At 73.5% G+C, this 13632-nt stretch carries 12 protein-coding genes; 7 read left to right on the forward strand and 5 right to left on the reverse strand.

Going from position 1 to position 13632, the window contains the following annotated elements; all coding sequences use genetic code 11:
* Positions 1-15: 15 nt before the first annotated feature.
* Both ROT00_RS04285 and ROT00_RS04290 read right to left on the reverse strand, forming a co-directional pair.
* On the reverse strand, positions 16-1302 hold the full coding sequence (locus ROT00_RS04285; protein ID WP_404772598.1) for an ABC transporter substrate-binding protein: 1287 nt from the start codon (positions 1300-1302) through the stop codon (positions 16-18).
* A gap of 44 nt (positions 1303-1346) precedes the next feature.
* Positions 1347-2282, reverse strand: a complete 936-nt coding sequence (locus ROT00_RS04290) for an N-acetylmuramic acid 6-phosphate etherase (RefSeq protein ID WP_404772600.1) — start codon at positions 2280-2282, stop codon at positions 1347-1349.
* Between the two features lie 94 nt (positions 2283-2376).
* Here ROT00_RS04290 and ROT00_RS04295 point away from each other — a divergent pair, with 94 nt between their 5' ends.
* The 3 genes from ROT00_RS04295 (at position 2377) to pbp4b (ending at position 7365) form a co-directional block, all read left to right on the forward strand.
* Entirely contained in the window at positions 2377-3435 is a 1059-nt protein-coding gene (locus tag ROT00_RS04295) for a serine hydrolase domain-containing protein (RefSeq protein WP_404772602.1), read from the forward strand.
* A gap of 160 nt (positions 3436-3595) precedes the next feature.
* The gene (locus ROT00_RS04300) at positions 3596-4462 is read left to right on the forward strand and encodes a MurR/RpiR family transcriptional regulator (RefSeq protein ID WP_404772604.1); all 867 of its coding nucleotides are present in this window, start codon (positions 3596-3598) and stop codon (positions 4460-4462) included.
* A gap of 215 nt (positions 4463-4677) precedes the next feature.
* A complete protein-coding gene (gene pbp4b / locus ROT00_RS04305) occupies positions 4678-7365 on the forward strand; it encodes a penicillin binding protein PBP4B (RefSeq protein ID WP_404772966.1) in 2688 nt (895 codons plus the stop codon).
* 92 nt (positions 7366-7457) lie between these two features.
* On the opposite strand, the gene ROT00_RS04310 is transcribed toward pbp4b, so the two are convergent.
* Complete coding sequence (locus ROT00_RS04310) at positions 7458-7970, reverse strand: methylated-DNA--[protein]-cysteine S-methyltransferase (RefSeq protein WP_404772606.1); 513 nt, start codon at positions 7968-7970, stop codon at positions 7458-7460.
* 84 nt (positions 7971-8054) lie between these two features.
* Here ROT00_RS04310 and ROT00_RS04315 point away from each other — a divergent pair, with 84 nt between their 5' ends.
* From ROT00_RS04315 to ROT00_RS04330, 4 genes are all read left to right on the forward strand, one after another.
* Entirely contained in the window at positions 8055-9167 is a 1113-nt protein-coding gene (locus tag ROT00_RS04315; RefSeq protein ID WP_404772608.1) for a hypothetical protein, read from the forward strand.
* 200 nt (positions 9168-9367) lie between these two features.
* Entirely contained in the window at positions 9368-9655 is a 288-nt protein-coding gene (locus ROT00_RS04320) for a DUF1905 domain-containing protein (protein WP_404772609.1), read from the forward strand.
* 31 nt (positions 9656-9686) lie between these two features.
* Positions 9687-10490, forward strand: a complete 804-nt coding sequence (locus ROT00_RS04325; protein ID WP_404772610.1) for a hypothetical protein — start codon at positions 9687-9689, stop codon at positions 10488-10490.
* A gap of 58 nt (positions 10491-10548) precedes the next feature.
* The gene (locus ROT00_RS04330; protein WP_404772612.1) at positions 10549-11991 is read left to right on the forward strand and encodes an outer membrane protein assembly factor BamB family protein; all 1443 of its coding nucleotides are present in this window, start codon (positions 10549-10551) and stop codon (positions 11989-11991) included.
* A gap of 30 nt (positions 11992-12021) precedes the next feature.
* On the opposite strand, the gene ROT00_RS04335 is transcribed toward ROT00_RS04330, so the two are convergent.
* Both ROT00_RS04335 and ROT00_RS04340 read right to left on the reverse strand, forming a co-directional pair.
* Positions 12022-12666, reverse strand: coding sequence for an NADPH-dependent F420 reductase (locus ROT00_RS04335; protein ID WP_404772614.1), 645 nt, complete (start codon positions 12664-12666; stop codon positions 12022-12024).
* A complete protein-coding gene (locus ROT00_RS04340; RefSeq protein WP_404772616.1) occupies positions 12663-13574 on the reverse strand; it encodes a DMT family transporter in 912 nt (303 codons plus the stop codon). Before ROT00_RS04340 ends, ROT00_RS04335 begins: the two co-directional genes overlap by 4 nt.
* Positions 13575-13632: the final 58 nt, after the last annotated feature.

The following is a 13632-nucleotide window of genomic DNA, read 5'->3' on the forward strand; positions in this document are numbered from 1 at the left end:
GCTGGGGGGAGGCGATCACTCGCCGGGCGTGAACCACTGCGAGATGCCGGTCTGGAGCGCGGCGGCGGCGCCGGCGGCGTCCGTCTGCCCCAGGAACATCTTCTGCACCTCGGCGCCGAGCACCGCGGTGCCGAGCGGCTCACCGTACCGGAAGTCGACGAGCAGCAGGTACGGCGCCTGGCCCTTCTCGTAGTTCGCCCACGCCTCCTTCATCACGGCATCCTCGTACTCGACGCCCGGGATCGCGGAGAACTGGTTCAGCTCGTCGGCGACGAGCTGGCCGAACTCCGGCGTCGCGAACCAGTTCAGCAGCTCGAGGGCCGCCTCCTTGTTCTTCGACTTGGCGTTGATCGCGAAGTTGCCGTCGGCGTACGCGGGCGACACCGGGGCGTCGAGGACCGCGCCGTCCGGCACCGGCACCTGGTAGGAGCCGAGGTCGAGGTCGGGCGCCTGGTTGCGGAACGTCGCGATCTCGAAGGAGCCGCCGGGGAACTGCGCGGCCTGGCCCGAGGTGAACTGGATCTGGCTGTCGGTGTAGCTCACGCCGACGACGTCGGGGGTGAGGTACTTCTGCAGCTCGGTGATGATGCCGAGCGACGCGACGTAGTTCGGGTCGGTGAAGTCGGTCGCGCCGGAGAGCACCTGCTCCTCGAACTCCGAGCCGCCGTAGCGGGCGCTGCCCACGATGTCGGCGAAGATCGGGAGGATCCAGTCGTCCTTCGCACCGAGCGCCATCGGGGTGATGCCCGCGGCGAGGAGCTTCTCCTGGACGTCGATGAACTCCGCCCAGGTGGTCGGCACCTCGAGGCCCTGCTCCTTGAAGATCTGCTTGTTGTAGAACATCTGCAGCGTCTGCGTCGCGAGCGGCACGGCGTAGGTCTTGCCGTCGGCCTTGCCCTTCGCACCGGCGATGACGCTCGGGGCGATGCCGTCGAGGCCGTCGACGTCGCCGTCGATCGGCTCGAGCTGGCCGGCCTCGATGTTCGGCTGCAGCTGGCCGTAGGCGCGCACCATCGGCACGTCGGGGCCGTCGCTGCCGGCGAGGCCGGTGGTCAGGATCTGGTTGTACTCGGTGTTCTGGAACGCCTCGAACTCGACGGTGATGCCGGGGTGCTCCTTCTCGAAGACGTCGAAGATCGTGTTGTACGCCTCGACGTCTTCGGTGCGCCAGGACCAGACCTTCAGCGTGACGTCGTCGCCGCTCGCCTGCTCGCCGCCGCTCGATCCGCTCGGCGCGCAGGCGCTGAGCAGGAGGGCGGAGCCGGCCAGGAGGGCCGCGCTCGCAAGGATACGTCGCCTCATCGTGATTCTCCTTCGTTGTGGTGGTGCATGGGGGATGGTGCAGGTCAGTGGGATGCCGCGGCGAGCGCGTCGCGGACGGCGCCGCCGTGGGCGGCGAGGAGCCGCCGGGCCTCGTCGATCCCGAGGCCGCCGTTCGCCGCCACGATGGCGGTCTTGAGCTCGCCGTCCGCGGCGCCGAGCAGCTCGAGCGCCGCGTCGTGGTCGAGGCCGGTGGCCTCCTCGAGGATGCGGACGGTGCGCAGGCGCAGCTTGTCGTTCGTGGCGACGACGTCGACCATGAGATTCGACCACGTGCGGCCGACGGCGACCATGAGCGCGGTGGAGAAGCCGTTCAGCACGAGCTTCTCGGCGGTCGCGGCCTTCAGCCGGGTCGAGCCGGTGAGCACCTCCGCGCCGGTGGCGAGCACGAGGTCGAGGTCGGCGAGCGGCGCGAGGGCCGCGTTCGGGTTGCTGGAGACGAGGGCCGTGCGGGCGCCGGCCTCCCGCGCCGCGGCGAGCGCGCCGCCGACGTACGGGGTGTTGCCGCTCGCCGCGAGGCCGATGGCGACGTCGTCGGGGCCGACCCCGGCGGCGGCGGCGCGCCCCTCGGCCTCGGAGTCCTCGGCGTCCTCGACGGCGTTCACGAGGGCGGCGGGCCCGCCGGCGATGTGCGCGACGACGCGGCCGGCCTCGAGGTTGAAGGTGGGCAGGAGCTCGGCCGCGTCGAGCACGCCGAGCCGGCCGGAGGTGCCGGCGCCGAAGTAGTGGACGGTGCCGCCGCGGCGGAAGCGCTCGGCGGCGATCTCGACGAGCTCGGCGAGCTCGGGCAGGACGGCGGCGACCGCCTCGACGGCCACCCGGTCCTCGGTGTTCAGGAGCCGGAGCACCTCGAGGCTCGACTTCGCGTCGAGCTCGGACGAGGCCTCGAGTCGCTCCTCGGTGGGCGAGAGCGGGCGCTCGCCGTCGTTTCGGCGATCGAGCAGGAGGTCGTTGGTGCTCATCAGCGGTGCTGAATCCTTCACTTCGGCGGGCTGGTTCCGACTCAGTATGTACAAAAGTGTCGCGTTTGGGAAGTTCAGGGATTATTTTTTTCATATGCGTTGCGAAACCGTCACCATCGAGGGGATCGTCGACGACGCCCTCCGCCGCGGCACCGGCTCGGCCGCGTCCGCGATCCTCGCCCTCGACGGGCGCCCGGTCGTCGAGCATCACGCCGGAGTCGTCCGGCGGTGGGATGCGCCGGGCGTCGAGACCGATCGGGCGCCGTCGCCGGTCGAGGCATCCACCCGCTTCGATCTCGCCTCCGTGACGAAGCCGATCGTCGCGGCGGCGCTCCTCGCGGAGCTCGACGCCCGCGGACTCGACGCGGAGCTCCCGCTCGCCGAGCTGCTGCCGGAGTTCCGCACGCCCGCGCTCGGCGCGGTCCGCGTCGCGCAGCTGCTCTCCCACACCGCCGGCTTCGCGGCCGAGTGGTTCGACCGGGACCCCGATCCGGGCGCCGCCCGGTTCCGCGCCGGCGCGCGCCCCGTCGCGCCGCCCGGGGCCGGGCACCGGTACTCCTGCGTCGGCTTCATCTGGGCCGGCCTCGCCGCCGAAGCCCTCGCGGGCGAGCCGCTCGACGCGGTCGTCCGCCGCCGCGTGCTCGACCCGCTCGCCATGCACGACACGGGCTTCCGCCCCGGAGCCGGGCTGCGCAATCGCATCGCCGCCACCGAGTGGCAGCCGGAGCGGGGGCTCGTGCACGGCGAGGTGCACGACGAGACCGCGGCGGCGCTCGGCGGGGTGAGCGGCAACGCGGGCCTCTTCGGCACGGCGGCCGACCTGCTGCGCTTCGCCGAGGCGCTCCGCCTCGGCGGCGCGGACGGGGACGCGCCCGGGCTCGCGCCCGCGGTGGTCGAGGCGCTCACCACCGCGATCGGGATGCCGGACGACCCCGGGTACGGCCAGGCGCTCGGCCCCCGCCTCGACGAGGGCTGGATGCGCGGGCTCGGCCCGAGGACCGCCGGGCACACCGGGTTCACGGGCACCGCGTTCGTCACCGAGCCGGGCGGACGGCGCTCGCTCGTGCTGCTCGTGAACCGCGTGCATCCGTCGCGGGACTCCGAGGCGATCCACGCGCTCCGCGCCCGCGTCGCCGAGGCGGCCGGGCGATGAGCGGGCCCCGGCGTCATCCGCTCGCCGCTCCTCCGTGTGCGCCCGGCCGCGAGGGGCCGGGGTGGGTAGTATTCGACTCCAGGCCGGTGCCCCGCGGTGGGCGCAGATCCCGCCGGCCGCGACGCCCCTCCGGCGTCGCCGATGCCGTGGGAGGCCGCTCATGACCGACGTGTTCGTCGCCCTCCGACAGCGGATGCCGCAGCTCTCGAAGTCGGAGCGCCACATCGCCGAGCTCGTGCTCGAGCGCCCGGCCGTCGTCGTCGAGTCCACGATCACGAAGCTCGCGGAGCTCGCCGCCACCTCCCCCGCCTCCGTCGCCCGGTTCTGCCGCGCGGTCGGCTACGCCGGCTACAAGGAGTTCCGCATCGCGATCGCCGCGGCGAACAGCCGCGAGGAGGCCGCCCGCGAGCTGTTCCGGGTCGACGATGCCGAGATCGACGCGACGGACTCCGCCCTCGACGTCGTCACGAAGGTCGCCTACCAGGAGGCCCGGGCCATCGAGGAGACCGCCCGCGGCATCGATCTCGACGCCCTCGACGCCGTCGTCGCGGCGCTCCGCACGGCGCCGCGCATCGACATCTTCGGCGCGGGCTCGAGCGGACTCACCGCCCAGGACCTGCAGCTGAAGCTGCACCGCATCGGCATCCCGAGCTTCTGCTGGACCGATGCCCACCTCGCGCTCACCTCGTTCGCGCTCACCGGCCCGGGGAGCGTCGCGATCGGCATCTCGCACTCGGGCCAGACGCTCGAGCCGAACCAGATGCTGACCCTCGCCCGCAGCCGCGGTGCCACGACGGTCGCGATCACGAACTACCCCGACTCGCCGCTTGCGGCGGCCGCCGACCGGCTGCTCGTCACGAGCGCCCGGGAGTCGCGCTACCGCACGGGCGCGATGTCGAGCCGGCTCGCGCAGATGGCGATCGTCGACTTCCTCGTCGTGCGGCTCCTCCAGGGCGAGATCGACCGGGCGGGCACGCTGCTGCGGCTCACCTACGAGGCCGTGCAGGCGCACCGCCTCGACGGCTGAGCCCGTCCGCGCCGGTGCCGCCGGGGCATCCGAGTCACCTTCGGCTGGTCTGAAAAAATACTTCACCATTTCGCGCAGTTCTGATAATTTCTTCCATCAACGCCCTCGACCGACTCCCCCGGCTCCGATCCCGAGCCCTCCGGTCGGGCGCCGATGCGGCGTACCCGCCGACACGATTCCCGTCAGAACGCACTGGAGCATTCAACGTGAAGATCATGAGACGGCTCGCCGTCGTCGCGGCGAGTTCCCTCGCCCTCGCCCTGCTCGTCGACGCGCCCGCGGCCCAGGCCGCGCCGCCGCCGGGCCTCGTCGTGCACTACAGCGACGCCACCGCCGCCCCCGCGGGCGCCATCACCGCGCAGCTGCTCGACGGCACCGCCCCGAGCTCGAGCGAGGTGAGCGCCGACGCCTACGGCGAGGTCACCAGCTTCGCCTTCGACGCACCCCTCGTCGGCAGCGTCGGCCTGCGCGTCACCGGCGACTCCGCGTTCGCCGACGACCTGCGCTACGTGCAGGCCGAGGGCGGCGCGGCCGAGGTCTGGCTCGTCGACGGAGACCCGCGCGTCTACGGCGAGCCGATCGCGATCGACCCCGCCGACCTCCGCGTGCAGGACCGCCGCGCCTACCTGCCGGTGAGCGCCCTCGCCGAGCTCGTCGACCTCCGCTTCCAGTACGGCAAGAACGGCTACCGCTTCGACGGCTCGCCGACCGGCAGCCTCGACGTCCTCACCCTGTACCGCGGCCGCGACTACTTCGAGATCGCCGTCGACACGAACCGGATCGGCTCGAACGTCACCGGGAACATGCTGAACGCCTACACCGACCTCGTCTTCGACGACGTGGAGGGCTTCCGCGACGGCGGCGAGTACTACCTCTCGCTCGGCGCCATCGAGCGCACCCTGCAGCTCGGCACCCTCGTGCACCCGACCGGCACGTACCTGCTCGAGCCGCAGACCGTCGCCCACGACCGCCTCGTCGAGGCGGCCCCCGCGAGCGTCGGCTTCGACGAGGCGAAGCTCGCCGAGCTCGACGCGTTCGTGCAGCGCCAGGTCGACGCCGGCGGCCCGGCCGTCGCCGTGTCCGTCACGAAGGACGGACGCCTCGTGAAGGACGACGCCTGGGGCTTCGCCGAGAAGTACTCGACGAGCACCGGCCCCGACGGGGAGACCGTGCCCGCCGCGCTCCTCCCCCGATCGGAGTGGACCCCCGCGACGAGCGACACCGTCTTCGACCTCGCCTCGAACAGCAAGATGTACGCGACGAACTACGCCATCCAGCGCCTCGTCAGCGAGGGCCGGCTCGACCTCGACCGCACCCTGCAGAGCTTCCCCGGCTGGGAGAGCTTCACCGACGCGAACTCCGAGTACACCGGCAAGTGGACCGTCGGCGGGCCCGGCGGCATCCCCGCCGTGTACACCGGCAAGGAGACCGTGACGATCCGCGACATCCTGCACCACGTCGGCGGCATGATCCCCGATCCCGAGTACCCGAACCTCGCCTCGGCGGGCGGCCTCTGGTACCAGAACGACGACCCCGACCAGCGCGCCGGCATCATCGACGCGATCTCGCGGACCCCGCTGCGCTACACCCCGCGCACCGTCTTCGCCTACAGCGACGTGGACTACATGATCCTCGGGCTGCTGGTCGAGCAGGTCACCGGCCAGCGCCTCGACGTCTACCTCGAGCAGGAGTTCTACGGCCCGCTCGGGCTCGCCGACACCGGGTTCCGCCCGCTCGAGGCGGGCGTCGACCCGGCCCGCATCGCCGCGACCGAGCTGAACGGAAACACCCGCGACGGGAACGTCTCGTTCGGCGTGCAGGGCGACGGCACGCCCGTGCCGATCCGCGACACCACGCTGCGCGGCGAGGTGCACGACGAGAAGGCGTTCTACTCGATGGGCGGCGTCGCCGGCCACGCCGGGCTCTTCTCGACGGCGGGCGACATGGCCGTGCTCACCCAGCTGATGCTGAACGGCGGCGTCTACGACGGGCGCGAGTACTTCTCGAAGGACGTGGCGGATGCCTTCGTCCAGCCCTTCGCCGTGAGCCCCTCGGGGCTCGGCGGCTCGACGATCGGCCTCGGCTGGCGCCTGCACTCGCAGAACGCCGCCGCGTACTACTACTTCAACTGGGGACCGAGCCGCAGCACATACGGCCACCAGGGCTGGACGGGCACGCTCACCGTCATCGACCCGCTGCACCAGATGACGATCACGATCCTCACGAACATGCGGCACTCGCCGGTCGTGAGCCCGCCGAACGGCTTCGCCGGCGCGCAGTACGACGTGTCCGACCTCGCGCCGGTCTCGGCGATGGTCTACCGCGCCCTCGTGGGCGACGAGCCCGACTTCACCGCCGAGTCCGCCGTCGCCGAGGTGCCGCCCGTCGCCGTCGACCACGGCACGAGCGAGGCCGACGCGCTCGCCGCACTGCCCGCCACGGTCGTGCTGCGCGACGAGGACGGCGCCGATCACGAGCTGCCCGTCACCTGGTCGCTCGCCGACTACGACGGCGAGCGCGCGGGCGACTACCGGGCGACGGGCGCGGTGCAGCGACCGGCCTGGCTGGTCGCCGCCGACGGCGCGGAGCTGCTCACCGCCCAGGCGACGGTGACGGTGCGCGCGGCCGAGGAGCCCGGGACGGGCGGACCCGGCACCGGCGAACCCGGCACGGGCGGACCCGGGACGGGCGGACCCGGCACCGGCGAACCCGGGACGGGCGGACCCGGGACGGGCGGACCCGGCACCGGCACCGGTGGGCCCGGCACCGGCTCGTCGGCCGGCGACCTCGCGGAGACCGGCGTGCCTGCCGGGCTCTGGGCCGGGATCGGCGCACTCGTCCTCGCCCTCGGCGCACTGCTCGCCGGCCTCGGCATCCGCCGCCGCCGCCGCGCGACGCCGTAGCCCGGACGCCACGGAGCGGGGCGGCGCGCGATGCGCCGCCCCGCTCTCGCGTGCAGCGCACCGCCGCGCTCGGTTTCAGCGCGACGCCGCCCTCAGAACAGCCGGCGCTGCGCGACCACCTCCGCGCCCTCGAGCTCCAGCAGCGTGCGCTTGCGCTCGAGGCCGCCGGCGTAGCCGGTGAGCGAGCCGTCCGCGCCGACGACCCGGTGGCACGGCACGAGGATGCTGATCGGGTTGTGCCCGACCGCCCGGCCGACCATGCGGGCGAGGTTCCGGTCGCCGAGCCGGAGCGCGAGCTCGCCGTACGTCGTCGTCTCGCCGAAGGGGATCTCCCGCAGCATCGCCCACACCCGGTGCTCGAACTCGTCGCCGGCCGGGTCCAGCGGCACGTCGAACTCGCGGCGCCGCCCGGCGAGGTAGTCGTCGAGCTGGCGCGCGAGCTCCATCAGCACCGGGTCGGCCGAGGCATCCGTCGCCGCCCCCAGCGTGCCCGCGGCCGGCGGATGCCAGTGGCCGGGGAAGTAGAGGCCCGCGACGCCCCCGTCGTCCGCGACGACGAGGAGCTCGCCGAGCGCGGTCGGCAGGGTGGCGTGACGGCGGGTCATGCTCCCATTCTCGCCGCGCGGCGGCGGGCGGAGGCCCGGTCGGGCAGCGGGTTTCGGACCTGTGCGCCGGACTAGGCTGATCGGATGCCCCAGCTCCCCCGCGTCGCCGGCGCGCACCTCGTCGGATCCGTCAACCAGCCCACCGCCGAGGCGGTCTTCCGCCTCGCCGCGGGCGAGCTCGGCGAGGCGCTCCCGCGCATCCCCGACGGCGAGGTCGGTGAGCGCTTCCACTGGATCCTGTTCCAGGGCGCGGCCTTCGACCGGGTCGCCGGGCTCAGCCGGGCGCCGATCGATCCGATCGTGGTCGCCGGCTTCGACCTGCGGCCGCTCCTCCTCGACGGCACCGTGCCCGCGTCGGAGCTCGTCTTCGGGCCGCTCGGCTACGCGGCCGCCGCGATCGAGAGCCACGCCGAGTTCGTGCGGCTGCGCGAGGCGGGCGTCATCCCCGCCGGCACCCGCTTCCAGGTCTGCCTGCCCTCGCCGCTCGCCCCCGTGACGAGCTTCGTCGCGCCCGGCGACCGGGCCGCCGTGTACCCGGCCTACGCCGCCGCCCTCGTCGCGGAGCTGCGCGCGATCACGGCGGCGATCCCCGCCGCGGACCTCGCGGTGCAGCTCGACCTCGCCACCGAGTTCGCCTACCTCGAGGGCATCAGCCTCGGCGGCGGCCCGCTCGAGGCCTTCTTCGCGGCCGCGGCCGGCGACGACGCCGACGGCACCGCCCCCGACGCGCTCGCTGCCGAGGTCGCCCGCCTCGCCGCCGAGCTCGCCGACGCCGTGCCCGAGGGCGCGGAGCTCGGCTTCCACCTCTGCTATGGCGATGTCGGCGAGAAGCACTTCGTCGAGCCGCAGGACGCCGGTCGCCTCGTGGCCGTCGCGAACGCGCTCGGCACGGCGGTCTCCCGCCGCATCGACTGGGTGCACCTGCCGGTGCCGATCGAGCGGACGGATGCCGCGTACGCCGCCCCGCTCGCGGGCTGGGCGCTGCCCGCCGAGACCGTGCCGTTCCTCGGGCTCGTGCACCACGAGGACGGCGTCGAGGGCGCGCTCGCCCGGCTGGCTCCCGCGCGCGAGGCCCTCGCCGCCGCGGGCGTCGCCGAGTTCGGCATCGGCACCGAGTGCGGCTTCGGCCGCGGCCCCGCCGAACGCACCGCCGGGCTGCTCGCCCTGCACCGGGAGATCCTCGCCGCCGCGCAGTAGCACCCCGCGCCCGCGCCCCGCCTCCGCGCCCCCGACATCTGCGAGTTGCACGACGGAACGCGCGCCGCGCCGGAGCAGGTGGCGCGTCGAGGCATCCGTCGTGCAACCGGACGAAGACGAGCCGCCGGGAGGTCCCCGCCTCCGCGGGCTGCGCCCGGCATCCAGCACCGCGCGTCGGCGGTCGCCGCTACGCTCGGCGCATGCGCATCCGATTCGAGGCCGAGATCTACGAGTGGGCGGCCAGGCGCAACTGGTTCTTCGTCGACGTGCCGCCCGAGCCGAGCGCCGACATCTCCGACCAGCCGCGCATGCCCCGCGGCTTCGGCGCCGTGAAGGTGACGGTCTCGCTCGGCGGCAGCACCTGGAGCACCTCGATCTTCCCGAGCGGCGAGGTCTACGTGCTGCCCCTCAAGCAGGCGGTGCTGCGCGCCGAATCCGTCGGCGAGGGCGACACGGTCGAGGTCTCGCTCGACGTGCACGACGGGTGAGGGTGTCGGCGGCCGCGGGTAGCGTCGCCCCATGAGTGAGATCGCAGGCACGACCGGCACCGGAGTCCCCTACGCGGCACGTGCGGCGTCGCACCCCGACGCGCCGATCGTCGTCGCCTGGCACCTGCTCGACCCGCCGAACACCCCGGCCGCGATGGCGGCGGCGCTGCCCCTCGCCGGCCTCGACGCCCACGTCGTCTACCTGGGGCTGCCGCTCAGCGGGGCGCGCGCCGTCCACGCCGACTTCGAGGCGCTGCTCGGCAGCGGCATCGACCTGGTCACCGAGTTCTTCGGCCCCATGCACGAGCAGGCGACGGCGGAGTTCCCGGCCGCGCTCGCCGAGATCCGCGAGCGGCTCGGCGCGAGCGCCGACGCCCCGCTCGTCGCGCTCGGCGGCTCCGCCGGCGCCTCGGTCGCCGCCGAGGTGGCGATCGCCCACGGCGCGGCGCACGGCCTCCGGGCCACGGTGCTGCTGAACCCGATGCTCCGCCTGCGGCCCATGATCGACGCGATGGCCGAGTTCCTGCCGCAGCCCTACGCGTGGACGGATGCCTCGAGCGCCGTCGCCGGGCGCATGGACTTCGTGGCGCGCGCAGCGGAGCTCCGGGCGCTCGGCAGCCCGGTCCTCGTCGTCGAGGGCGACGCCGACGAGGCCCCGTTCCTCGATGCCGTGCAGGCCCTCGAGCCGCTCGACGTCGCCGAGGTGCGCTACGTGCCCGGCGTCGAGCACGCGCTCGCCGAGTGGCCCGGCACCGAGCCCGCCCCGCAGACCGACGACGCCCGCGCGTACGACGAGATCGTGGTCGAATGGCTGCGCTCGGTGCTCGCCCGCTGATCCCCCGAACGGGCTACAGTGGACCCGGCAGCACTGGGGATGCCAGACGGGGGAGACCATGCCGAAGCTTCGCACTGCCGCACGCGCATCGGGCGTACTCGCATCGGGCGCACTCGCACTCGCCGCACTCACCGGGTGCACCGCGCCGCCCACCGCGACACCGACACCGAGCGCGCCGCCGAGCGCGGCCGCGACGCCGCCGCTCCCAGCGGGCGAACTCGAGCTGGTGTACCAGGCGCCGCAGGTCGGCGACGTCGATCGCAGCACGAGCCCGATCATGCAACCGGGCGTCTCGATCTCCGAGAAGTGGATCGCCGTCGTCTCCCCACCCGACGGCGCGCTCACCGTCTTCGAGCGGGCCACGCTCGACGAGGCCTGGTCGGCGGCCGGTGGCCCGGCCGACTGGGGCCCGTGCGGCGATCCGTTCTTCCTCTCCGAGGAGCGGCTCGTGCTGCTCACCGGCATCGAGGGCGGCGGAGCCTGCGCGCGCTTCGTCGTCTACGACCTCGAGAGCGGCGAGGCGGTCGACGGCTTCGAGTTCGTGACGGCGGAATACCAGGGCACGAAGAGTTACGAGCAGGTCACCGGCACCGCGGCGGTCGACGGCCGGCTGTGGTTCGTCACCTCGTTCCACGGCCTCGGCTTCCTCGATCCCGAGACCGGCGAGCCGGTGCCGGTGCTCGACGGCGAGGAACTGGGCGCCTTCACCGACGACGACGGCGGCCGGGCGCACGTGAGCTCGCTCGCCGTCGACCCCGGGTCCGGCCTGCTCGTCACGACCCTGCTGCACGGCGAGCTGCTCGGCGATGCTCCCGCATCCGACGTGTACGGCGTCCGAGTCGACGGCGCCGACGCCGAGGTGGTCTGGAAGTTCGGCGACACGATCGACGGCAACGCCTCGCTCGGCGTCGGCGAGCTCGACGCATCCGATCCGTTCCTCTTCGTCGACGAGCGCGAACCCGGTGTCCTCGCGATCGCCGAGCTGGCGGGCGGCGGCGCCGTGCTGGGCCGGCTCGATCCCGAGACCGGGCGCATGCCGGCGCCGATCTCACCGAGCACGGGGGTCGAGTTCGCCGCAGGGCTCACGAGCGGGCACGGCGCGTACGAGGTCGTCGGCGATCTGCTCGTCACCGGCGCGAAGGACCCCGACGGCGGCTCGGTCGATCTCGTCGGCTACGACCTCGCCACGGGCGAGGAGCGCTGGCGCACCACGCCGCCGGCACCGTTCACCGCGACCCTGCAGGACGTCAGCGTCGGCACCGACGGCGAGCTCTACGCGCTGAGCATCGGTCTCGTGAACGGCGACGCCGCGCTCAACCGCATCGACCCGGAGACGGGCGAGAGCACCGAGAGCTGGGAGATCCCCTCGGGCCTCTTCGGCGAGACCGGGGTCACCGCGAGGGTCGTCGACGATGCCGTCGTGCTCGCCTACGAGAGCAATCAGGCGATCGCGTTCCCGACCTCACCGCTCGTCATCCTGGCCGCCGAGCAGCGCGACTGACGCGCGAGCGCGCAGCACGCTCGGGCGCGCCTACGCGGCGCGTTCGGCCTTCGCGAGGTTCGCGACGAGCTCCTCGCGCGTCTGCGCGCCCGCCGAGTACGCGGGCTGGTCGCGCTCGACCCGCCAGCTCTCGGCGAGCGGCCCGACGTTGACCGTGTCGTAGCCGAACTCGTCGTAGAGCCGGGCGACGGCGGCCGCGGCATCCTCGTGGTCGCTCGCCGTGGCGAGCGCGCGGCGACCCGCGGTGCCGGCCGGGCGCCCCTCGGTCGTGATGTCGGCGGCGGTGATGTGGTTGAAGCCCTTCGCGACGCGGCTCGTCGGCAGGTGCGCCTGGAGCATGCCGCTCACGGTGTCGCGGCCCTCGTCGAGGGCGGGCACGTGCCCGTCGCGCTCCCAGTAGTAGTTGTTCGTGTCGATCACGATCTTGCCGGCGAGCGGCTCGACCGGGATCGCCGGATACGCCTTGAACGGCACCGTGACGACGGCGAGATCGGCGGCCTCCGCCGCCTCCGCCGCGGTCGCCGCGCGGGCCTGCGGTCCGAGCTCCGCGACGAGCTCGGCGAGCGTCTCGGGTCCGCGGGAGTTGGCGATCACCACCTCGTAGCCGTTCGCGACCGCCGCCCGTGCGAGCTGACTGCCGATGTGTCCTGCGCCGATGATTCCGAGGGTCGTCATGTGGAAGGGGAACGCTCGGACGGCGCGATTGCTTCCCCGATCGCGACATCCTGCCGCTTCCGGGTCACGAGGTACGAGCCGAGGAGGACGAGCACGAAGCCGACGATCGTCCACACGGTCACCCGTTCGCCGAGCACGAGCACACCCGCGACGATCGCCACGGCGGGGTTCACGTAGGTGATCGTCGTCGCCTTGACGGGGCCGATCTCCGCGATGAGCCCGACCATGAGGAGGAACGCGAGGGCGCTGCAGACGACCGCGAGCACGAGCACCGCGACGACGACCTCCGTCGACGGCCAGCTCGTCGGCACCCCGCCCGTCAGCAGCACGAAGGGCACGAACACGAGCGCGGCGCCCGCGAGCGAGACCGCGACGATGCCGATGCCGGGCAGGTCGGACATCCACCGGGCGAGGATGGCCGGGCCCAGGGCGTAGCCGACGACGACCACCCCCATCTCGGCGACGGCGAAGAGGTCGGAGCCGGCGATGTCGAGGCCGACGAGGGCGGCGACGCCGAGCATCCCGAGGAGGATGCCGAGCCAGTTCACCCCCGACAGCCGCTCCGGCCGGCCCATGAGGAAGGCGATCGCGACGCCCGCGAGCGGCACCGCGGCGAGCAGCAGCCCCGCGGTCGAGCTCGGCAGGTGCTGCTCGGCGGAGCTCAGGAAGTACCAGGGGAAGACGATCTCGACGAGGGTGTACGCGAGCATCGGCTTCCAGCGCTTCAGCACCGGCCAGACCTGATGGCGGAACAGGGCGAGCGGTAGCAGGAGGACCGCCGCGAGCCCCGAGCGCGCGAGCACGACCATGCCCGGGTCGAGCTCGGTCACCGCGACCTTGATGAAGAGGTACGGGATGCCCCACGCGATCCCGAGCGCGGCGAACAGGATGATCCCCCGGCGAGTCACCCGCCCATTCTGCTGCGTCGGGGGCCGGAGCGCACCGTCGAGCCTGCCGAACTGGCGC

The sequence above is a fragment of the Agromyces mediolanus genome (assembly GCF_044917495.1).
Taxonomy (GTDB): domain Bacteria; phylum Actinomycetota; class Actinomycetes; order Actinomycetales; family Microbacteriaceae; genus Agromyces; species Agromyces mediolanus_B.

Excerpts from the sequence above, each read along its gene's own strand:
- ROT00_RS04285 (WP_404772598.1), bottom strand. The coding sequence starts at position 1,302 with ATGAGGCGACGTATCCTTGCGAGCGCGGCCCTCCTGGCCGGCTCCGCC.
- ROT00_RS04290 (WP_404772600.1), bottom strand. The coding sequence starts at position 2,282 with ATGAGCACCAACGACCTCCTGCTCGATCGCCGAAACGACGGCGAGCGC.
- ROT00_RS04295 (WP_404772602.1), top strand. The coding sequence starts at position 2,377 with ATGCGTTGCGAAACCGTCACCATCGAGGGGATCGTCGACGACGCCCTC.
- ROT00_RS04300 (WP_404772604.1), top strand. The coding sequence starts at position 3,596 with ATGACCGACGTGTTCGTCGCCCTCCGACAGCGGATGCCGCAGCTCTCG.
- pbp4b (WP_404772966.1), top strand. The coding sequence starts at position 4,678 with ATGAGACGGCTCGCCGTCGTCGCGGCGAGTTCCCTCGCCCTCGCCCTG.
- ROT00_RS04310 (WP_404772606.1), bottom strand. The coding sequence starts at position 7,970 with ATGACCCGCCGTCACGCCACCCTGCCGACCGCGCTCGGCGAGCTCCTC.
- ROT00_RS04315 (WP_404772608.1), top strand. The coding sequence starts at position 8,055 with ATGCCCCAGCTCCCCCGCGTCGCCGGCGCGCACCTCGTCGGATCCGTC.
- ROT00_RS04320 (WP_404772609.1), top strand. The coding sequence starts at position 9,368 with ATGCGCATCCGATTCGAGGCCGAGATCTACGAGTGGGCGGCCAGGCGC.
- ROT00_RS04325 (WP_404772610.1), top strand. The coding sequence starts at position 9,687 with ATGAGTGAGATCGCAGGCACGACCGGCACCGGAGTCCCCTACGCGGCA.
- ROT00_RS04330 (WP_404772612.1), top strand. The coding sequence starts at position 10,549 with ATGCCGAAGCTTCGCACTGCCGCACGCGCATCGGGCGTACTCGCATCG.
- ROT00_RS04335 (WP_404772614.1), bottom strand. The coding sequence starts at position 12,666 with ATGACGACCCTCGGAATCATCGGCGCAGGACACATCGGCAGTCAGCTC.